The sequence below is a fragment of the Variovorax sp. 05L425 genome (assembly GCF_056397705.1).
Map to the genome: position 1 here is coordinate 145115 of NZ_JBFTNY010000003.1, position 20551 is coordinate 165665.

The 20551-nt window shown below is 64.8% G+C and carries 20 protein-coding genes and 1 tRNA gene; 8 read left to right on the forward strand and 13 right to left on the reverse strand.

Features of this window, described 5'->3' with window-relative positions; translation table 11 throughout:
• From ruvX to AC1DN9_RS04835, 5 genes are read left to right on the forward strand one after another with little or no spacing between them, the layout of a single operon-like run.
• Positions 1-414: a Holliday junction resolvase RuvX gene (ruvX, locus tag AC1DN9_RS04815; protein ID WP_478097788.1), complete on the forward strand. Its 414-nt coding sequence runs from the start codon at positions 1-3 to the stop codon at positions 412-414.
• Positions 411-908, forward strand: coding sequence for a bifunctional pyr operon transcriptional regulator/uracil phosphoribosyltransferase PyrR (gene pyrR / locus AC1DN9_RS04820; protein ID WP_478097790.1), 498 nt, complete (start codon positions 411-413; stop codon positions 906-908). Before ruvX ends, pyrR begins: the two co-directional genes overlap by 4 nt.
• Positions 908-1870 carry an aspartate carbamoyltransferase catalytic subunit gene (locus tag AC1DN9_RS04825; RefSeq protein ID WP_478097791.1) on the forward strand — a complete coding sequence of 321 codons (963 nt, stop codon included), beginning with the start codon at positions 908-910 and terminating at the stop codon, positions 1868-1870. The genes pyrR and AC1DN9_RS04825 overlap by 1 nt, the downstream gene beginning before the upstream one ends.
• Positions 1867-3141 carry a dihydroorotase gene (locus tag AC1DN9_RS04830; protein ID WP_478097793.1) on the forward strand — a complete coding sequence of 425 codons (1275 nt, stop codon included), beginning with the start codon at positions 1867-1869 and terminating at the stop codon, positions 3139-3141. Before AC1DN9_RS04825 ends, AC1DN9_RS04830 begins: the two co-directional genes overlap by 4 nt.
• A gap of 16 nt (positions 3142-3157) precedes the next feature.
• Positions 3158-3901 carry a lysophospholipid acyltransferase family protein gene (locus AC1DN9_RS04835; protein ID WP_478097795.1) on the forward strand — a complete coding sequence of 248 codons (744 nt, stop codon included), beginning with the start codon at positions 3158-3160 and terminating at the stop codon, positions 3899-3901.
• A gap of 253 nt (positions 3902-4154) precedes the next feature.
• On the opposite strand, the gene AC1DN9_RS04840 is transcribed toward AC1DN9_RS04835, so the two are convergent.
• The 3 genes from AC1DN9_RS04840 to AC1DN9_RS04850 form a co-directional block, all read right to left on the reverse strand.
• Positions 4155-5213: an NUDIX domain-containing protein gene (locus AC1DN9_RS04840; RefSeq protein ID WP_478097797.1), complete on the reverse strand. Its 1059-nt coding sequence runs from the start codon at positions 5211-5213 to the stop codon at positions 4155-4157.
• A gap of 106 nt (positions 5214-5319) precedes the next feature.
• Complete coding sequence (locus AC1DN9_RS04845) at positions 5320-5853, reverse strand: Rrf2 family transcriptional regulator (protein ID WP_478097799.1); 534 nt, start codon at positions 5851-5853, stop codon at positions 5320-5322.
• A 123-nt stretch (positions 5854-5976) separates the two neighbouring features.
• Positions 5977-6327: a hypothetical protein gene (locus AC1DN9_RS04850; RefSeq protein WP_478097800.1), complete on the reverse strand. Its 351-nt coding sequence runs from the start codon at positions 6325-6327 to the stop codon at positions 5977-5979.
• Between the two features lie 240 nt (positions 6328-6567).
• Between AC1DN9_RS04850 and AC1DN9_RS04855 the strand changes: the two genes are divergently transcribed.
• On the forward strand, positions 6568-6930 hold the full coding sequence (locus tag AC1DN9_RS04855; protein WP_478097802.1) for a hypothetical protein: 363 nt from the start codon (positions 6568-6570) through the stop codon (positions 6928-6930).
• A gap of 527 nt (positions 6931-7457) precedes the next feature.
• Here AC1DN9_RS04855 and AC1DN9_RS04860 read toward each other — a convergent pair.
• Positions 7458-7769 (reverse strand): hypothetical protein, encoded by a 312-nt coding sequence (locus tag AC1DN9_RS04860; protein ID WP_478097804.1) that lies wholly within the window; start codon positions 7767-7769, stop codon positions 7458-7460.
• A gap of 281 nt (positions 7770-8050) precedes the next feature.
• On the opposite strand from AC1DN9_RS04860, the gene AC1DN9_RS04865 reads away from it, so the two are divergent.
• Positions 8051-8230, forward strand: coding sequence for a hypothetical protein (locus AC1DN9_RS04865; RefSeq protein ID WP_478097806.1), 180 nt, complete (start codon positions 8051-8053; stop codon positions 8228-8230).
• Between the two features lie 128 nt (positions 8231-8358).
• On the opposite strand, the gene AC1DN9_RS04870 is transcribed toward AC1DN9_RS04865, so the two are convergent.
• The 7 genes from AC1DN9_RS04870 to AC1DN9_RS04900 all read right to left on the reverse strand — a co-directional run bounded on the left by AC1DN9_RS04870 (position 8359) and on the right by AC1DN9_RS04900 (position 18240).
• Positions 8359-8433: transfer RNA gene (locus AC1DN9_RS04870), tRNA-Arg, on the reverse strand.
• A 24-nt stretch (positions 8434-8457) separates the two neighbouring features.
• Entirely contained in the window at positions 8458-12519 is a 4062-nt protein-coding gene (locus AC1DN9_RS04875) for a translocation/assembly module TamB domain-containing protein (protein WP_478097808.1), read from the reverse strand.
• Positions 12520-12532: 13 nt separating this feature from the next.
• The gene (locus AC1DN9_RS04880; protein ID WP_478097810.1) at positions 12533-14422 is read right to left on the reverse strand and encodes an autotransporter assembly complex protein TamA; all 1890 of its coding nucleotides are present in this window, start codon (positions 14420-14422) and stop codon (positions 12533-12535) included.
• 51 nt (positions 14423-14473) lie between these two features.
• Positions 14474-15391 carry a 2OG-Fe(II) oxygenase gene (locus AC1DN9_RS04885; RefSeq protein WP_478097812.1) on the reverse strand — a complete coding sequence of 306 codons (918 nt, stop codon included), beginning with the start codon at positions 15389-15391 and terminating at the stop codon, positions 14474-14476.
• 164 nt (positions 15392-15555) lie between these two features.
• Positions 15556-16743: a vWA domain-containing protein gene (locus AC1DN9_RS04890; protein WP_478097813.1), complete on the reverse strand. Its 1188-nt coding sequence runs from the start codon at positions 16741-16743 to the stop codon at positions 15556-15558.
• Between the two features lie 6 nt (positions 16744-16749).
• Positions 16750-17364 carry a GNAT family N-acetyltransferase gene (locus AC1DN9_RS04895; protein WP_478097815.1) on the reverse strand — a complete coding sequence of 205 codons (615 nt, stop codon included), beginning with the start codon at positions 17362-17364 and terminating at the stop codon, positions 16750-16752.
• A gap of 21 nt (positions 17365-17385) precedes the next feature.
• Entirely contained in the window at positions 17386-18240 is an 855-nt protein-coding gene (locus AC1DN9_RS04900; protein WP_478097817.1) for an AAA family ATPase, read from the reverse strand.
• A gap of 151 nt (positions 18241-18391) precedes the next feature.
• Between AC1DN9_RS04900 and AC1DN9_RS04905 the strand changes: the two genes are divergently transcribed.
• A complete protein-coding gene (locus AC1DN9_RS04905; RefSeq protein WP_478097819.1) occupies positions 18392-19075 on the forward strand; it encodes a c-type cytochrome in 684 nt (227 codons plus the stop codon).
• Positions 19076-19144: 69 nt separating this feature from the next.
• On the opposite strand, the gene pcaG is transcribed toward AC1DN9_RS04905, so the two are convergent.
• Both pcaG and pcaH read right to left on the reverse strand, forming a co-directional pair.
• A complete protein-coding gene (gene pcaG, locus AC1DN9_RS04910) occupies positions 19145-19750 on the reverse strand; it encodes a protocatechuate 3,4-dioxygenase subunit alpha (RefSeq protein ID WP_478097821.1) in 606 nt (201 codons plus the stop codon).
• Positions 19751-19763: 13 nt separating this feature from the next.
• Positions 19764-20495 (reverse strand): protocatechuate 3,4-dioxygenase subunit beta, encoded by a 732-nt coding sequence (gene pcaH, locus AC1DN9_RS04915; RefSeq protein ID WP_478097823.1) that lies wholly within the window; start codon positions 20493-20495, stop codon positions 19764-19766.
• Between the last annotated feature and the right edge of the window lie 56 nt (positions 20496-20551).

Below are 20551 nucleotides of genomic sequence, written 5' to 3' on the forward strand. Positions count from 1 at the left end.
ATGCCTGACGCTGCCCCTCCGGTCCCTTCCCATTTCCAAATCTTCCTGGCTTTCGACTACGGCCAGAAGCGCACTGGCGTTGCCAGCGGCAATCGTTTGCTGAAGACGGCGACGCCGCAGCCGACCATCAGGGCCGAAGGCGGCGCACGCTTCGCGCAGGTGCAGGCACGCATTGGCGAATGGCAACCCGACGCATTGGTGGTCGGCGTTCCGTACCATCCCGATGGCGCGCCGCACGAAAACACCCGGGCGGCGCAGCGCTTCGCCCGTCAGCTGCATGGCCGCTTCAAGCTGCCGGTGTACGAGGTCGACGAACGCTACAGCACGACCGAGGCGCTCGCCTCGGGCGCGCGCGATGCCGACGCAGCGTCGGCCTGCATCATTCTTGAACAGTTCCTGAGGAGCCTTCCGTGAACTCCATTCCTGACGCCGAGGCGCTCTACGTCGAGTTGCTGCGTGGCGTGAAATCCCTGATGCGCGAAGATACGCGCCTGGTCGGCATCACCTCGGGCGGCGCCTGGCTGGTCGAGCGCTTGCAGAAAGACCTGGGCCTGTCCGGCGCACCTGGTGTGATTTCGTCGGCCATGCATCGCGACGATTTCGCTCGCCGCGGGTTGTCGGCGAGCGCCCAGACGTCGCTGCCCTTCGACGTCAACGGCGCCGATGTCCTGCTGCTCGACGACGTGCTCTACACGGGGCGGACGATCCGGGCCGTGCTCAACGAACTGTTCGACTTCGGCCGGCCGGCGCGCGTGCGGTTGGCGGTGCTGATCGATCGCAGCGGGCGGGAGTTGCCGGTGGCGACCGATTTCGCGGCCCAACACCTCGAACTGCCGGCGACCCAGTTGCTTGCGCTGGCCCGCAGCGAGGCCGGCGCATTCAGTTTCAAGGTGGAGGAAAACGCTTGATGCTTTACAAACGAAATCCCCAACTCAACAAGAACGGCGAACTGATCCATCTGCTCTCGATCGAAGGCCTGCCGAAGGACATCGTCACCCACATCCTCGACACCGCCGCGAACTTCACCAGCGTGAGCGACCGCGAGGTCAAGAAGGTGCCGCTGTTGCGCGGCAAGAGCGTGTTCAACCTCTTCTTCGAGAACTCGACGCGCACGCGAACCACCTTCGAGATCGCGGCCAAGCGCCTCTCGGCCGACGTCATCAACCTGGACATCGCGCGCTCATCGGCGACCAAGGGCGAATCGCTGCTCGACACCATCGCCAACCTGAGCGCGATGGCGGCCGACCTGTTCGTCGTGCGCCACAGCGAGTCGGGTGCGCCCTACCTGATCGCGCAGCACGTCGCACCGCACGTGCACGTGGTGAATGCCGGCGACGGGCGCCATGCGCACCCGACGCAGGGTCTGCTCGACATGTACACGATCCGTCACTACAAGAAGGACTTCGCGAACCTCACCGTCGCGATCGTCGGCGACGTGCTGCATTCGCGCGTGGCGCGCTCCGATATCCATGCGCTCACCACGCTGGGCTGCGCCGAAGTGCGTGTGGTCGGCCCCAAGACGCTGGTGCCCGGCGACCTCGCCCAGATGGGCGTGCGCGTGTGCCACACGCTGGAAGAAGGCATCAAGGACTGCGACGTCGTCATCATGCTGCGGCTGCAGAACGAGCGCATGAGCGGTGCGCTGCTGCCCTCGTCGCAAGAGTTCTTCAAGACCTACGGCCTCACGCCCGAGAAACTGCAACTGGCCAAGCCCGATGCGATCGTGATGCATCCGGGGCCGATCAACCGTGGCGTTGAAATCGACTCGGCGGTGGTCGACGGCCGGCAGAGCGTGATCCTGCCGCAGGTCACTTTCGGCATCGCGGTCCGGATGGCCGTGATGAGCATCGTCGCAGGGAACGAAGCATGAGCAACCTTCTGATCACCAACGGTCGCGTCGTCGATCCTGCCTCGAAATTCGATCGCACCGCCGATGTCGCGGTCGCCGATGGAAAGATCCTCGCCATCGGCAATGTCTCCAGCGAGTTCCGCGCGGACCGCACGCTTGATGCCCAAGGGTGCTTCGTCGTACCCGGGTTGGTCGACCTCGCGGCGCGATTGCGGGAGCCCGGCTACGAGCACGAGGGCATGCTCGAAAGCGAAATGGGTGCGGCCGTGGCCGGCGGCGTCACGAGCCTGGTCTGTCCGCCCGACACCGATCCGGTGCTCGACGAGCCAGGCCTGGTCGAGATGCTCAAGTTCCGCGCCGAGAAGCTGCAGCGCGCTCGCCTGTTTCCGCAGGGCGCTCTCACGCGCGGGCTGGCGGGCGAGGTGCTCACCGAAATGGCCGAACTGACCGAGGCCGGTTGCATCGGCTTCGGTCAGGCCGAAGTTCCGTTCAGCAACACGCAGGTGTTGCAGCGCGCGCTTCAGTACGCCAGCACCTTCGGTTACACGGTCTGGCTGCGCCCGCAGGAGCGCGACCTGGGCAAGGGTGTCGCTGCCAGCGGGCCGCTGGCCACACGTCTCGGATTGGCGGGCGTGCCGGCGGCTGCCGAGACGATCGCCATCTTCACCATCGTCGAACTCATGCGCAACACTGGGGCGCGCGTGCACCTCTGTCGTCTGTCGAGCGCGGGCGGTGTGGAGCAAGTGCGCGCGGCCAAGGCGGAAGGCTTGCCGTTGACCTGCGATGTGAGCATCAATTCGCTGCATCTCGTCGATACCGACATCGGCTACTTTGACAGCCGCGCACGCCTCAATCCGCCGTTGCGTCAGCAGCGCGACCGCGACGCGCTGTCGGCCGGGCTGGCCGACGGAACCATCGATGCGCTGGTCTCCGACCACACGCCGGTGGAAGCCGACGCCAAGACGCTTCCCTTTGCCGAAAGCGAGCCCGGCGCAACGGGTCTGGAATTGCTGCTGCCGCTCGCGCTGCAATGGGGCGAGCAGAGCGGCGCCGGCTTGGCGCGTGCCATCGAGGTCGTCAGCGCTGCGCCGGCACGCCTGATTGGCGCCGAAGGCGTGGGTCGACTGGTCCAGGGCGGTGCCGCGGATGTCTGCGTGGTCGACCCCGCGCACGAATGGCAAGTCACCCCCGACGCACTCAGGAGCCAGGGCAAGCACACGCCCTTCGGCGGCTACGCGATGCATGGACGTGCCCGCTACACGCTGGTGGGCGGCCGCGTCGTGAACGGCTGAGCAAGCGCAGCGCACGATGCAGGCTTTGTCCGCAAGCTTCAGGCTGCTGCGCGCGATCGCGCATGTGTTCGGGGGCTGGTGGACCATCCGCACCAAATTTCCGCACCTCTCGGTCGCTGAGCGCGAAGTGTGCGTTCAGCAATGGGCGGAGCGCATGCTGAACCTGATGGGCATCAGCCTGACGGTGCAGGGCACGCCGCCCGCACACGGGCCGGTGTTGCTGGTCTGCAATCACCTCTCATGGCTCGACATCCTCACGATCCACGCGGCGCGGCACGTGCGCTTCGTTTCCAAGTCGGTCGTGCGCCACTGGCCCGTCATCGGCACGCTGTCGACCGGCGCAGGATCGCTCTATATCGAGCGCGAGCGAAGGCGCGACGCCATGCGCGTGGTACATCACATGTCGGAGGCCTTGCGCAATGGCGACGTGATCGCGGTTTTTCCCGAAGGAACGACCAGCGACGGCCATGGGTTGCTGCCTTTTCACGCGAATCTTCTTCAGGCGGCCATCTCGGCCGGGGCGCCCGTGCAGCCGGCGGCCCTGCGTTTTGCCGATGCGGCGTCGGGGGAGACGAGCTATGCGCCCCGGTATATCGACGACGACAACCTGCTCACTTCCGTCTGGAACACCTTGAAGGCACCGCCGTTGCTCGCGATCGTGCGTTTCGGCGAATCCCAGTCCTCGCAGGGGCGTGAAAGGCGCGAGTGGGCGAAGAGCCTGCATGGCGATGTCCAGACGCTGCGCCGCGAGTTGAAGTAAAAAACAGCGCCCTGAAGGGCGCTGTGCAACGGCGCCATGAGCGCCGGGAGGAGGAAATCGTCGCCGGAAGCTAGAGCAGTCCGAACACCTTCAGCCCGATGATGACCACGAGCGGCACACCGCAAAGCCAAAGGATGATGCTCTTCATGAAGGGTCTCCCGATAATGCCTACGTACTCACATTAGGCGGTCATTGCGGATCTCGATGCCGGAAAAGGCAATGGGACAACGTCGTCCACTGCCTACAACAAGTCTCAGCGCGGCAACAGACCCAGGTAGTGATCGAGCATCTGGAAATGGTCGTCCAGGAATCGATCTTCTCGTTCGCGCAACTGCGCAATCGGTGTCCATTCGGCGGCCGCTGCATCGTCATCCGCCTGCAAGGCAGGAAGATCGCGCTCCCCCAAGTCAAAGAAATGGCCGTGCGTGATGGTGCGGCCGCGCTGGCTCCGATCAGGCTGGTCGAATACGTCGTTGGCTCTCAGGCAGGCGCGCAACGTTGCTGGCGGCAGCGCGAGGTGCGTTTCCTCTTCCAGCTCGCGCAGGGCAGCCTGCAGCGTGGTTTCGCGTTGTTCCAGAAAGCCACCGGGCACCGCGAGCAAACCCTTGCCGGGGGCCTGTCCGCGTTGGATGAGCAAGACCTTGTCCTGGCACTTCACGACGCAATCGACCGTCACCAGCACCGGCGGGTAGGGCGCCTTTGCCCACGCCGCCTCGTACTCGCGGAGCAATGCCGCTTCCTGCCGCAGCGCCTCGAAGGGGCCTTGTGCGCTCCACTCCCGCAGGAAATCCACGGTACCTGCAGGAATTTCTCCCGCAAGTTCGAGCACGGCCTTCGAGGGCGCGGCGAACAGCGCATCGCGCATGGCGCTCGCGCGGCGAACGGGGATGCTTTCCCCGAGCTTCAGGGACCATTCGGGGAATTCGCGGAGGTATTCGCGCGTTGCGTCCCTCAACTGCCCAACCAGCACGGTTGAAGACGGTTTGTCCAAGCCGTGCTCGGTCAACGCGTGCGCAACGCCATGCCGGACCGCCGCCAACCACCGCGTCTCGTTGAAATAGTCCCGGACTGGCACGAACATGACGCGCTTGCGTTCCGATGCAGGCAGGGCCCGGCGCACCATTTCCGCGCGCTCCTCCCAACTGAACGGGTGTTTGGGCGAGCGGGCCTGGAAGGCCGAGCCGATCACCACGACCACGCGGGTCGCAACGTCGAGCGCCTGCTTCAGCAGGGAAAGATGGCCGTCATGAAACGGCTGGAAACGGCCGATGAGAACGGCGAGGTCGCGTGTGGAGGGATGTGAGGCAGTCATGCTGAATGCGAGCATAGGGTGTTCGGTTTCGCGAACACCTTGCTCGAGCAATTGGAATCCTGAGACGCGCTCAAGTCCAGTCTGCCGACAACTTCCCGGCAACTTGTCAGGAGCGCTTCGCCAGCATGCTTCCCAGCGCGAACACCGAATTCGGTGCATTGATCGGCGCGGGTTTCACGCGCGCGGTCGGCACGGTCGCGCGTCGGCCGGGCCGCTCGACTTCCACGCCTCGCGCGATCTGTTCATCGACCAGGCTCTGCAGCGTGATCGAGTCGAGAAACTCCACGGCGCGATGGCGCACGGAGGCCCAGAGCTCGTCCGTCGCGTGGCGATCCACCGCGCCAGGCGCGTCGACGGCCAGTGGCCGCGCCTTGTCGTCCGCAATGCCGTCGATGGCCATGATGATGTTCGCAACGGTGACGTCTGCCGGCTTTCTGCAGAGTGAATATCCTCCGCCCGGGCCGCGGGTCGATTCGACCAGTTGGTGGCGGCGCAACTTGGCAAAGAGTTGTTCGAGGTGCGACAGCGAAATCCGCTGGCGGCGACTGATGGAGCCCAGGTTGACCGGACCCGCGGTGCCTTGCAATGCCACGTCGATCATGGCGGTGACTGCAAATCGGCCCTTGGTGGTGAGACGCATGGTTGATTCTTCCTGTGTGGGGGCGGCTGGCGCCGCCGGATCAGCGCATCGCGCGCAGCGTCGCGATGCAGGCGCTCGCATCGAGAGAGGGCAGGAGCCGGAAGCCTCTCGAGGCGGCGAGGCTTAGACGGGGAGGGCGATGCCGCGAGGCGGCCGCTTGGGCCGCTCGAGCCAGGGAGAAGGCGAGCTGGTCGAGGCCGATCGTGGCGGCCATGCAGAGGCGACTGCCGCAACCAGGAGCGGGTGCTCGCCGGTCAGGCATTCGGTGAAGTCGAGGTTTGCTTCGTCAAGGCCTGCCGCTTCGTCATCCACGTCAGCGGTCAGCGGATCGGCAGGGGAGGATGCGTCTTGCGCCGATGTCGTGAGCTTGCTGATGCCGTCATGCGGCTCGCTCGCTGCGACTTGCGCGAAGGTCGCGAAGCCGTAGCAAGAAAGCAGAAACGCAAAAAAAGAGGCAATGAGCCAGCGTGGCATGGGCGGTGGATTTTAACTTTGCGCCGGATCACGGTCTTTCAACCCGCGTTGCGATCATTCTTCAACGGCGACGCCGGACCTGCGCTCGCGGCGTGCTTTCGACCGGGTCTAGGTGGCGGACCCGAAAAGCTCGGGTTTTAACCCGGCGATTGAATGCGCGCCACTTCATTGATCGACTTGCAGTCCGAGCCAGGGGCGGCACAGTGGAGTTTTCTCAAACCGTGAAGCAAGGAGAGTCGTATGAAGAGTGTTCTTCGTTCAACGATGGGTGTACTGCTCGCCAGCGGTGCGCTGATGGGCGCGGCGAGCGCAGCAACTGCGCCTGCGACCGTGACTTGTGAAGATCCGCGCGTGGACCGCACCGCGTGCTATCGAGAGGCGGCCGCGGCACAGGAAGCCATGAGACAAGGCCGATTGAACAGCCCTGGCGGCTATGAGCAGAACGCGCTCGCGCGCTGCCAGCGCCAACCCGTCGAAGCGCGTGCGGCCTGCGAGAAGCGCGTGCGGGGCACGGGCAATACGACGGTCACCGGCAGCGTCCAGGGGGGCGGCAAGCTTCGCCGCAACGAGATGCCTGCGCCGGCGCCTGCGAAGACGAATTGAGTAGTGCGTCGCGGCGAGGACGAACTCGCCGGCTTGGGATTCCTGTCGCAACTTGAGGTTGCTCGTGTTTACGCCATCTTTGCTTTCACTTGGTGCACGTTGCTCACTGCAATGGCGTTGGATGGCAACGGGGCGCTGTTGCCTCGCACAGGAGATCTCAAATGAACGCAAGTCGCTCAACGTTCGTCAAGCTGGCAGCTGTCGCAACCGTCGCCGTGGCGGCACTTGCCGGCGCTGAGTCGGCAAGTGCGGGCACAAGCTGGTCAGTTGGTATTTCTGCGCCTGGGGTGGTCATTGGGGCTGGCGAGCCGGCCCCCGTGTACTACCGGCCTGCGCCGCCGGTCGCCTATGGCCCGGCTCCGGTTTACTACGGAGGAGGGCGACCGGTCTATCGCACCGACTGGGATGGTGGTCGCCGCTGGGATCGGCGCGATTGGGATCACCGCGACAGGGAGCGTCACGAGTGGAGGCATGAGCGCCGCGAGGAGCGGCACGGTTGGCGCGAACGGGACTGATCGGCCTCCTGGCTATTCCCATCTTGGAAGGTCCTGCAGCGCATCGTTGGGCCGGTCGACAAGGTCGACGCCGGTAATTTCTTTTCCGCTCGGCCCCAGTTCGACATTGCAAGTGATTTCCCACTTGTGGTCTTCGGTGCGCCGCACGAGGCAAACCTCCTCGCCGGCAGCAATGAGCTTGATGCAATCTTCGACGCTAGTGCGCTGCACGGCGCCGAGGGTCAATTCAGTCGAGCCAAACTCTTTTTCCACGACCGGGTGGATGGCGACAAGATCGATCGTCCCATCTTTGTAGTGGACAGCGGATATTGCGTGCTGGGCCATCGGTGACCTCCGATCTTGGGACGACCCAGTATGGCGCCTGCGTTAGTCTGCCTGTCGCAGAAATGGGTATGGCGGCCCAAAAAAGAGCCCGCACGCGGCGGGCTCAATGGCCCGGGGGCCGGAGGGAGTGGGCCTGCTCTCGAGCAGGCAAGGCGAGCATCGCTGCCAAAGTGGGAGACTTCTGGGGGTCGGTCTGGCTGGCATCGGTCGCGCTTAAACTGAAAACTAAAGTGTGTGATTGTTCCTTGGGGCGCGGTGAGACCGCCAAACACAATGCCTTCATGGCGAAACGATCAACCGACATCCAGAATTTCAGCGGCTTCGCGGGCCTGAATCGCGCAGATCTGACGCACGAGCCCCGAAAACCCCAAGAGCATGGCGTACCGTGGGGACGCATTGCGCTGGTCGCCGTTGCGAGCGTGATCGCTGCGGTGGTGCTCCGCGTACTCGCAGCCTGGTAAGTTGCTGTTCTCCACTGGCCCCGTGGACAGGGCTGTGGACAACGACGTGTGAAACGTCGGCGAACCGCTCCTGATGGGCCTCAGGCTGCGGTGCCTAAAAAACAAGCACCCCAGCTTTTGAGCGCCTTTGGTGCCCTCGACAGGAATCGAACCTGTATCTGAGTCTTAGGAGGACCCCGTTCTATCCATTGAACTACGAGGACGAGAGCGGCCGCAACTTTACCAGTTCAGTCGAACCGCACCGTGTAGATGAGGTCAAGGCCGCTGGGTTGTCCCGCTTGTCCGCGAAGCGTGAGGCGCTCGGTGAGGTCATAGAAGATGAAGAGTGTGCCCAGGGTGCCGGCCAGGCTGCGTTCGTAGGTAATGTAGAAATCCCGCGCGAAGCGCTTGCCGACGGTGACGGCCGAATCGCGCACGTCGCCACCGCTGCCCGGGCCCTTGAAGCCGATTTCATCGAGGCCGAAGCGGCTGGCGAGTCCGCCGCCGGTCCCGCCACTGCCGAGACCTCCGAGGATCGCCAGTGCAGCCTGCTGCAGGATGACGGATTCGCCGCCGCTGGTGGCCGACGCGCGCCCCAGCATGAGCCACGAAAGCGTCTCCTGGTCCGACAACTGCGGATCCGAATACAGCCGCACACGCGGTGATTGCGCGGTACCGGTGATGGCAACGCCGGCGCGCTGCTGAATGTTGGGCCGGATCGCCAGGATGTCGAGTTGCGGATTGTCGACCGGCCCGTTGAAGCGCGCGATCCCGGTTTCGATGGTGAGCTGCTGTCCGTAGGCGCGGTATTGGCCGCTGACGGTCCTGACCTCGCCCGTGACGCGCGGCAGGGCGTCCAAGGCAGTACTGTGAATGTCGAGCTTGCCCGCAAGCCGCGTCGTGATGCCGTGTCCCTGCACCGCGAAATCATTGCCGAGGTCGAAGCTCACCGTGATGTCCGGCGGCTTGGCCGTCCGTGGCGTGGCGCCCTGTCCTTCGTTGGACTCGGCCAATCTTTTCGCTTCTTCCTGCGCTTCGCGGTCCCGGGCTGCCGACCGGATCACCACGTCGCCGCCGAGGCCGGGCGCGGTCTGGTCAGGCAGGATGATGACGGCGCGGTCTGTCTTGAGGTCGCCGCGCACGGTGAACTGCCCGCCGTCGAGCTTGGCCTGCAGATCACCCGAGAGGGTTATCTGCCTATCGGACCGCACCAGCATGCGCAGCGAGCGCAATTGGGCCTGCACGGCCATGCGGATTCCGGAACCCGATCCGGCGGCGGGCGCAGCGCCCCACGCCAGTTCGCCCTTCGCCGACAGCGTGCCCCCGTCCCTCGATGCTTCACTCGCCGCGGTGCTGATGTTGCCGCCCTGGCCGGGAATGCGCGTCTGGCTGCCGAGGCCGCCCTTGAGGGTGAACTCCGTGATGTCGACGTGGTTGCCGGCGAGCGTGGCCCGCAGGCGTCCCTCGCGCAAATCGAGCCCGTCGACCAACGCGCGCAAGGCAAGCTCGTCGGCGCCGAGCGTGCCGTTCCATAGAGGTTCGGCTCGATTGCCGGAGAGGGTTGCGTCGGCTTGCAGCGTGCCGGCGATTCGCCATCCCGGTGGCGCCAGCATCGACCAGACGCCAAGGTTGGGCATTCGCGCCGTAACGCGACCCGCCAGTGGCGCGTCCGGCGCCCACTGCCAGCCGGCTTGGCGTTTCTGGAGCCGTGTGCTGGCCTCGACGTGGATCTCGCCCGCCCGCTGGCTTTCCCACGCCAGGCTGCCGCGCACCGTGTCGCCTTCCGCATCGAGCTTGAGTTCGGCTTGGCGCAGACCCGCCGGAGTGCTGACGCCGGGGCCGGCTGCGTCCATGGTGGTTTCGCTGGCCGTGCCGGTGCCGTGGCTGGTGATGCGGGTGACCAGTGCGGCTTCGCCCGCCTGGACGCGAATGTCGCCGCTCTCACGCGCGACGCGGACATGTGCGCGCAGTGCGTCTCCGGCATCGATGTCCCATTCGCCATTGAAGAGCAGGTCGCCGCTGAAGCCGATTCGGGCGAGCGCACCCGCTTCACCGGCCGCCTCCAGCCATGCCATGGGCAGGCCTTTCAGTTGGCCCTTGGATTGAAGACGGATGGCGCGGGCCTCACCCGACCCGCTGCTGCTGAAGCGGGTCGGTTGCCAGTCGATCGTCACCGTGCCGGGGAGGGGGCCGTGCAGTTCCGCACCGGCGCCCGTGCCCTCGATGTCCAGGCGCGACGAATCGCCGTTGACGGTGCGCACGGTCGCGCTGATGGGTCGGCGCAATTCCAGTGTCCAGGGGCCGGGGCGCGTGCTGTCCTTGAACTGCGCGCGCAGAGTGGCAATGGCGGCGTGCCACTGGTTGGCGCGTTCGATGCCGCCGCTGGCGCGCGTGTCGAGGGTGAATTTCCGGGTGCCGGTCGTCGCCTCGCCGTTGAGGGTGAGCGTGGCCTGCGCGAGGCTGCCGGACAGCTCGGCGCGCACGCCGCTGAGCGCGACCGAAGTCGCTTCCCCAGTCTCGGGTGGCGGAAGTCGAAGGGCGAGTTTGGGAACGGTCAGCGTGGCCTGGAGCGTAGGCTCCACGCTGCCCCGCGGTGCCGGCGCGTTCGCGTTCTGCAGGCGGCGCTGCACCGCCTGCCATCCGCCTTTCCAGCTGGCGTCTAGGCGTGCGTTGCCTTGGACGGCCGCGCCGGCAAACACCCCTTCCAATTCGGGTAGGCCTTCGATCCAACGCTGCAGTGCGGCGGCGTCATCGATCTGCGCGCGGACCTGGCCGTCGCCGGTCGTGGGGGCGATGCGCCCTTGAAGCCGCGCAGTACCTCCGGGAACAACGAGATTCAGATCGCCGCTGCCGGCCTGCTGCTCTACCTGCAGTTGCAGGCGACCATCGATGCTGGCGTGCTGGGCTTCGATGCGCAGGGACTTGAGGTCGAGCACCTTGTGCTGCCACTGGCCTTGCGCGTTCGCGCGCTCGAGGCGCAAGCCGTGCAGGCCCGCGCCGCCTGTGGCGCGAAGCGCAGCGTCGAACCGGATCGCATCGCCTTGCTGATCGGCCTTGACGGTGCCGCTCAGCGGCGCGCCGGCAAGCTCGGTGTGCAATTCGCCGAGCTGGACACCGCTCACGGTGGCTTGTGCCTGCCAAGGGTCCGGTGCCGGGCTCCAGTTGCCTTCGACCTGAATGCGTCCGCTGCCCAGGTGCACCGTGGCCTCGGGCAGTGTCCAGGTCCTGCCATCGAATTCGACTTGCGCCTCTGCCTGCTCGACCGGCAACTTGCCCGTGTCCCAAGGCCCGGCGATCGCATTGCGGATATCGGCCTTGGCCTTCCAGTTCTTGTCGCCAGCGGTGGCGTCGGGGCCCGCCTCGATCTCGCCGGTCAGAAGTGTCGAGGGCGCTTGGGGCCAGAGGCTGGCGACGTCGAGGTTCTGAAACTCTGCATGGGCGTCGATGACGGGTTGCGGCTGCCACGGCGCGATGTTTGCCTGCACCTGAGCGCGCATCGGGGCTTCCGCGTTTTCCTCGACGGGCTGGAGCTGCGCATTCACGGCGAGACGGGCGTCCGATCCGGACAGCGTTCCGTTGGCGGACGCTTCGGCGAGGATGTTGATGGCGCGATCCTCGCCCAGCAGCGCACGCACCCGGCCGTTCACCTTGGCGTCGATGGCCATGGGCGCCGGGCCTTGGAGGTCGACGTGCGCGCCGTAATGACCGTCCGCCACATCCACGCCGTTGATTTCAAGCACGTGATGCTCGTTGCTGTAGCGATAGCTGCCCTCGAGCTTCGTGGCCTGGAGCGCCGGCGGGCCGGCCCAGCGCAGGTCGTCGATGGAGAACGGCAGCTCGATCTCCACCGGCAGCACGATCTGCTGGAGCGGCTCGACGGGCTGATCCTGGGGCGGGCCGCGCTTTTCGATCAGCACCTGGCCGGCATGCACTTCGCCGAGTTGAACCCTGCGCCTCAGCAGCGGAGCGAGTCGCCATGAGATACGCGCGTCGTTCACTTCCACCGCAAGGGTCTCGCTCTGCCAGCGCAGCCATCCGATGCGCCCGCCGGCGCGCAGCGAGCCCGACACGTCGCGGCTCTCGAGCGTCTGGCCGGCGGGCAGGTAGCGGGCGGTTCGTGCCAGCGCGAATGCCAGCGATTCGTCCGAGCCGAGCCACCACCATGCGCCGGCCGCCAGCGCCAGCACCAGCGTGACCAGGACCGTCACCGACCAGCTGATGAAACGCAGCACGCGCCCGCCGCGCGAGCGAGGCGACGGTCCCGGCGGCAACTCCGGCGTTCGGGACGATTCGGGCGTTTCGGTCGACATGGCCTCGAGCATCTCAAAAGGTGAAGCCCAGGCGCAGATGGAGCCTGAACTCCTTCACTTGCACGCCGTAGGCCACATCGATCTGAACCGGTCCGATGGGGCTTCGCCATCGTGCGCCGACGCCGACACCCACCTTGGCCTCCATCTGGTCGGGCTTGTCCGCCACTGCGCCGACGTCGACGAAGGCCGCGCTTTCCCAATCCGTGAATTTCCCGTCGTAGACGAAAGGACGCAGGTACTCGATGCTGCCGACACCCAGATAACGTCCGGCGATGACCTGGCCGTCGGGCTTGACCGCGCCGATGGACCGGAATCCGTAGCCGCGCACCGTGGTGTCGCCCCCCGTCAGGAATCCGAGCGTCGACGGGATCTGCGCACTGTCCTTTGCGACCACGGCCCCGGCTTCAGCGCGCAACTGGATGCGGGCCTCCCGCGTCTGCGTGCGGTCGCCGTTGTGCACGCTGCCGGCGGGCACGAAGCCGGTCCAGCGCGCGTAGGTGCGCGTGAAAGGATCGCGTTCCCCGCTCAGCGTGTACCCCGCGCCGAGCTCCAGCGAAATCCCGTAGCCACGGGTCGGCGCGGCTGCGTTGTCGAAGTAACGACCGGTCCAACCCCAGTTCAAGCTCAGTGCCGAGGCTGCGGGCGGCGGGAGGAAGCCGTGGTTCACCGCGTAGTCGTATTGCAGGAAGTAGCTGCGGTCGATGTGGTCGCTGTTCTGGTTTTTCCCGCCGCGCAGCCGGCCGCTGTCGACCGTGTAGCTGCCCGAGACTTCGCTTTTCAGCTCGGCCGAAGTGAACGAGCGCCACCCGTTGTCGCCCGGGATCGCGCTCCATTCGGTGCTGAGCGCCTGCTTGTCCTTGTCGAGCGAGAGCTTGGAAACCGCACGCCAGCCGAGCAGCGGCATGCTGTTGTGGATGTGGTCGAGCGAAAGACGCGGGCCGCTGTCGGTTGTGAAGCCGATGCCGACCACCACCCTCTGGAACGGCGCCTCGCGCAGTTGGGCGATGACGGGCGCGAGCAACGGGTCGGTGTCCCGCGTATCGAGCGTGAGGAAGACGGATTCGAAAAATCCGCTGCTCGCCAGACGCTGCTGCGCATCGAGCAATTGCTGCTGGTCGTAGTCCGACCCAAAGGGAACGCGCGCGATCCTGCGGATGCTGTCGGCGTCATAGCGCTGATTGCCCTGCACCACCAGCGGGCCGAAGCGATACGCCGGACCGGATTCGTAGGTCGCACTGAGCTTGGCCTCGCCGTGATCGGCGTCGATTTCGGCGCGGCTCGAAACGATACTGCCTGTGGGGTAGCGTCGTGCCGTCAGGCTGCGAAGCGCGGCGGCCTTGGCGTTGTCCCAGGCTTGCTGGTTGAAGGTCTGGCCTTCGCGCAGCGCCCAGCCGGAGCGGATCGCGTTGCGGCGCGCGTCGGACTGTGGGTCTTCGGCAATCGGGCCACTGAAATCGATCTGGACTTCGTGCACCCGGGTGAGTTCGCCCGGCTCGACGGTGATCTTGACTTCGCGCGGTGTCTTGGCGCCGGGCGTTTCCCGCATTTCGAGCGTGAGGGTGGGCGTGAAGTAGCCGAGCGTATTGAGCAGCTCGCGGGCGTTGCCCTCTGCGGCCACCATCAGCCGCGAGAGCTCGACAGCGCCGAGGTCATCGAGTTTCTTGTAGCGCTGGATCTCCAGATTGCGCACGAGGAAGTCGCGGACCGAATCCGGCGCCTGCACATCGACCGAGAACGACCCGCTGCCCGACTCGCTCGAGGCTCCCGCGACGGGCGTTGCCGATGTATCCGTCTCTTCGTCCTGCTTTTGTGGCAGCAGGCTGCATCCCTGGAGAAGAAGGATGCTTGCAAACAACAACGCCGGCATCCAAGCCGGCGTGAGAGATGGAACCGCCCAACGCATGCGGCCATTCTGACAGCATGGACTTCGGCCGCCGGGCGGCCATGCCCCCCGTCAGCGGCCGATGAGCTTCCGTCCCAGCATCCAGACAAACGGCGGGACGATCATCCGCGCGATGGCCTTGGCTTGGTCGATGCGCTCCGTACGCATGAATCTCGATGCGGATTCGTCGCCGAGACGCTTGCCCGCCACGGGACTTGTATAGAAGTACGCGGCGACCGAACGCCGGGGGCGTCCGTCGGGTGTCTGAAGCGGCTTGGTGTGACCGTGGTAGCTCACGGGACCGTGCGGCAACAGGATCGTCCGTCCGAACTCGGGCTGGATCGAAGTCACGCAACGATCGGCCTTCTTGTCCCAGAGCTCCAGCGCCGAGCCCCATTCGGGATCCCATCCCTTGTTGAGATAGGTGATGAAGACCATTGCGTTACGCAGGCCGATTTCGCGATGACGATTGAAATCGCGATGCACGGCGAAGGTCGCGCCATTCCTGCTTTCGTGAAGGCCGCCGCCGAGCAGCTTCGGATCCGTGAGGAGATACGGAACCCCGGTGATCGACGTCAGCCACTCCGTAAACCAGCCTGAGCTGACGATGTCGAAGTAGAGTTGCGAAGCCGCCTGCAGCGAGACGCCCGGGATCGATCGCCGCGTGGATTCGTACTTGGTCTTGACGTCCGTCCAGCCGGACTTGGGAAGCTCGTCGAACTCCGCGGCCACGAGTTCCAGCAGCGCCGGATGAAAGAGGCCTTCGAGGACGAGGTACGGGAAGGGTTTGGCGTTTGCCAGTTGCTCTCGGAGTTGCGCGCATCGCTCGGGCGCGAAGAACGACCGGTCGACCAATTTGGCAAGCGGCAGTTGCACGCCCCTGATGCAGACATAGTCCGCCGAGGGTTGGAACAGGGCATCGAGGGACCCCGATGACCACGGCTGCTCATGGAGCGGGGCATCGATCTTGAACGATGGCAGGGCAGACATGGCAGCACCTCCTCGGATTCTGGGACTTATGGCTATTGAATCCTTGAGTCGTCACTTTAGTGCAAGGAGGGCATTGCGTGACAGATTTTTTACCAATTTATCGAAATGTAAGCGCGCAACCCCAATAAGAAGGAGGCGCCGACCCCTTGCCTGTCACAGGGTTGTTACTTGGAGAGCAGGCGCATCGCATCCTCGAGGCCCCGCAGCGTGAGCGGATACATGCGGTGGGACACAAGTTGCTGCATCACCGCGATGCTCTGCCGGTATTGCCAGACGCCCTGGGGCTCGGGATTGATCCAGGCGAATTTCGGAAATGCGTGGGTCAGGCGCTGGATCCACTCCGCGCCCGCCTCTTCGTTGTTGTATTCGACGCTGCCGCCCGGCTGGAGGATTTCGTAAGGGCTCATCGTCGCGTCGCCCACGAAGATGAGCTTGTAGTCCTTGTTGTACTTGCGAATGATGTCCCAGGTCGCGAACTTCTCGGAGTAGCGACGGCGGTTGTTCTTCCACATGAAGTCGTAGACGCAGTTGTGGAAGTAATAGAACTCCAGGTGCTTGAACTCCGTCTTGACGGCCGAGAACAGCTCCTCGACGCGCTGGATGTGCTCGTCCATGGTGCCGCCCACGTCCATGAGCAGGAGCACCTTCACGTTGTTGTGGCGCTCGGGCCGCATCTTGATGTCGAGGTAGCCCGCATTGGCGGCGGTCTTGCTGATGGTCTCGTCGAGATCCAGTTCGTCCTCGTGGCCTTCGCGCGCGAACTTGCGCAGCCGGCGCAACGCGACCTTGATGTTGCGCGTGCCGAGTTCCTGGCTGTCGTCGTAGTCCTTGTAGGCGCGCTGGTCCCAGACCTTGACCGCGCTCTTGTTCTTGCCGGCGCCGCCGATGCGCACGCCCTGCGGGTTGTAGCCGCCATGGCCGAAGGGCGAGGTGCCGCCGGTGCCGATCCACTTGTTGCCGCCTTCGTGGCGCTCCTTCTGCTCCTCGAAGCGCTTCTTGAGCGTTTCCATGAGCTCGTCCCAGCCCATCTTCTCGATCTTGGCCTTTTCTTCGGCGGTGAACTCGCGCTCCAGCGTCTTGCGCAGCCAGTCGAGCGGCACTTCCTTGGTGAAGTCGGCGAGCATCTCCACGCCCTTGAAGTAGGCGGCGAAGGCACGGTCGAACTTGTCGTAGTGCTTCTCATCCTTCACGAGCGAAGTGCGCGAGAGGTAATAGAAATCGTCGAGGCTGAAAGCGCCGTCGGAATTGGGGCCAACGACATCGGCCTGCAGCGCTTCAAGCAGGGTCAGGTATTCCTTGACCGATACCGGCAGCTTCGCCGAACGCAGGGTGTAGAAGAAGTCGATCAGCATGGCGAATCACTCCTGGGCCGGCTGGCCTGAGCGGGGCTTGTCCAACAGGTAGAGCAACTGAGCGCGCACTTCGGGCCATTCTCCCGAGCGAAGGCTGTACATGACGGTGTCGCGGATCGTGCCGTCGCGCCGCAGCGCATGACCGCGAATCACGCCGTCCTTCTTTGCGCCAAGGCGCTCGATGGCACGCTGTGACGCGTGGTTGAAATTGTCGGTGCGCCAGCCCACCACGTGGCAACCCAGCGCGTCGAACGCGTGCGTGAGCATCAGCAGCTTGCAGGTGGTGTTGACGTGCGTGCGCTGGCAGCGCTTGGCATACCACGTGTAGCCGATCTCGACGCGCTTCACCGGCGGCAGGATGTCGTGGAAGCTCGTGCTGCCGAGCACCGTGCCGCTGGCTTCGTCAGTCACGGCGAAAGCGAAACGGTTGCCGGCCTCGCGCATCTGCAGCGCACTCTCGATGTAGGCGCGCGTGTCCTTCGGCTCGGGTACCGAAGTCACGCGGATGTTCCACAACTCGCCGTCGGCGGCCGCGGCGCGCAGGCCTTCTTCGTGGTCGAGCGACAAAGGCACCAGGGCGATGCCGCGCGCCTTGAGCGTGACAGGTTCAACGAAAGCCATGGTCAGGTCCTTCGGGGCGACTCAGCGGTTGTTTCGTTGCATGAAGACGAGCTTTTCGAACAAGGTCACGTCTTGTTCGTTCTTGAGTAGCGCGCCGACCAGCGGCGGTACCGCGACCTTGTCGTCCTTGCTCTGGAGCGCTTCGAGCGGAATGTCCTCGGCAACCAGCAGCTTCAACCAGTCGAGCAGTTCGGAGGTCGAGGGCTTCTTCTTCAGGCCGGGCAGGTTGCGCACGTCGTAGAAGGTCTTCATCGCGGCGGTGAGCAATTCCTGCTTGAGGCCGGGGAAGTGCACCGCGATGATGCTCTTCATCGTTTCGGAATCGGGGAACTTGATGTAGTGGAAGAAACAGCGGCGCAGGAACGCGTCGGGCAATTCCTTTTCATTGTTGGAGGTGATGAACACCACCGGCCGGTGCTTCGCGCGGACGAGTTCGCGCGTTTCGTAGCAATAGAACTCCATGCGATCGAGTTCGCGCAGCAGATCGTTCGGGAATTCGATGTCGGCCTTGTCGATTTCGTCGATGAGCAAGGCGACCGGCTCATCGGCCGTGAAGGCCTGCCACAGCACGCCCTTGACGATGTAGTTGTGGATGTCCTTGACGCGCTCGCCACCGTCGACGTCCGCCAATTGCGAGTCGCGCAGCCGGCTCACCGCGTCGTATTCGTACAGGCCCTGCTGGGCCTTGGTGGTCGACTTGATGTGCCACTGGAGCAGCGGCAGGTTGAGTGCCTGCGCCACTTCTTCCGCGAGCATTGTCTTGCCGGTGCCCGGCTCGCCCTTGACGAGCAGTGGTCGTTTGAGCGTGATGGCGGCATTGACCGCGAGCATCAGATCTTGTGTGGCGACGTAGTTGTCTGAACCCTTGAATTTCATGGATGGCATTGGGCAGGGTGGTTGAAAGAACACAACATTGATCTGTGCTGCGGCGCATTCCGACTGCCTCGCTCATGGGGCCTCGCAAAGAGCCCCCATATAATCAAATGTTGATTAGAACCTTGTATCTCCACGAGATTGTGCGCGCAAAATGAACAAGTTGTTGACCACGATGTTTGCCTTCGCTGTCGCTTGCGTGACGGTCTCGGCTCAAGCCCAGAAGATCACGGGCAATGCCGAAAACGGCGCCAAGAAGACCGCGATGTGCATGGGCTGCCACGGCATCATCGGGTACCAGGCGAGCTTTCCCGAGATTCACAAGGTCCCGATGATCGCGGGACAGAGCGCCACCTACATCGTCTCTGCGCTCACGCAATACAAGGGCGGCGAGCGCAAGCACCCGACCATGCGTGCCATCGCCGACACCCTGAACGAGCAGGACATGGCAGATCTCGCTGCCTACTACAGCCAACTCGGCCTCAAGGAAGGCGACGCACCCCCGCCCGCCACCGCCAAGGCACCCAGCGAGCACGTACAGGCCCTCATCGCGCGCGACAAGGACAACGCTTGCACCAAGTGCCACGGCGCCAACTTCAACACCCCCAACGACGGCACGGTCGCCAAGCTCGCCGGCCAGCATGCCGACTACCTCTACGTAGCGCTCAAGTCGTACAAGGTGCAGAACCGCCCGAACGTCGGCCGCTCGCACGCCGTGATGGGTGGCCAGGCCAAGAAGTACACCAACGAAGAGCTCAAGGAACTCGCCACCTACATCAGTTCGCTGCCCGGCGATCTGAAGACAGTGCCTGAGTCGCGCTTCCACCACGAAGAGTAGTCAGAGCCTCATCAACGACAAAGCCCGCTCTCGAGCGGGCTTTGTCGTTTCTGGCGTTGCTTCGCTCGATCAGACGTCGAAGAAGACCGTTTCCGCAGGACCTTGCATGTGGATGTCGAAACGGTAGGTCACCGCGCCGCCCGATTCGCTGCGCTTGGCGATCAGCGTGTTGCGGCGCTCGGCCGGCACGCTGTTGAGCACCGCGTCCTTCGCGTTGGCGGCGGACTCGTCGCTGAAGTAGACGCGCGTGAAGGCGTGCAGCAGCATGCCGCGCATCATCACGATCACGTTGATGTGCGGGGCTTCGCCGGAGGTCTCAGGACCGGGCTTGACGGTGTGGAACACGTACCGGTTCTGCGCGTCGGTGCCCGTGCCGGCGCGGCCAAAGGCGCGGAAGCCGATCTCGCGTGCGTGGTCGATCGACTGCGGGTATTCGCCAGTGCCGTCGGGCTGGCTGATCTCGACCAGCGCGTCGTTGATCGGCTTGCCGTCGCCGTCGATCACCTGGCCTTCGAGGCGGATGCGCGCGCCGCGAGCGCCGTCGAGTGCGACGACCGCGTCGAAGGGTTGGTCGAAGTCATAGCCGTACTGGGTCGCGGCCAGGCCGTAGGCGAAGTAGGGGCCGACCGTCTGCGAAGGGGTCTGGCCGAAGTTGGTTTCGAGTGCGCTCATCATGGTTCGGGTCTCCTCAGCGGGTTTCGAAAGGCGTCTCGTCGGCGCCGCGCAGCACGATGTCGAACACGTAGCCGAGCGCATAGCCGTCTTCCGTGACGTCGAGGCTGAAATCCGAGATCAGCCGGTTGCGAACCTTCTCGGGCGTGCCGGTGATCATCGGGTCGTATTGCAGGAGCGGGTCGCCCGGGAAATACATCTGCGTCACGAGGCGGCTGCCGAAGTGCTCGCCGAACAGCGACACATGGATGTGCTGCGGCCGCCATGCGTTGGGGTGATTGCCCCACGGGTAGGCGCCGGGCTTGATGGTCAGGAAGCGGTAGCGGCCTTCGCTGTCGGTGAGGCAGCGGCCTGCGCCCAGGAAGTTCGGGTCGAGCGGCGCGTCGTGCTGGTCGACCTTGTGGACGTAGCGGCCGGAGGCGTTGGCCTGCCAGATTTCGACCAGCGTGTTGCGCACGGGGCGGCGGCGGTCGTCGAGCACCTGGCCGGTGAGGATCATCCGTTCGCCGAGCGGCTCGCCGTTCTTGCGCGCATTGCGCGTCAGGTCGTGGTCGAGTTCGCCGATGCTGCTGTGGCCATACACCGGCTGGCGCAGTTCACCCAGCGATGCCTTGAGCGGAATCAGCGGCTGGGTGGGGCCGCGCTTCACCGTCGACTTGTAGCCGGGATAGACGTAGGAGGGTTGGCTGGGCCAGTCGCGTGGTGCGAGGTGCGGCAAGCCGGCGCCGGCGGATTTGGAAGAGGACATTCGATTTGTCTCCAGGTTCGTGGGGATGCCCGAACTCTATTCATGCGAAATGCTGA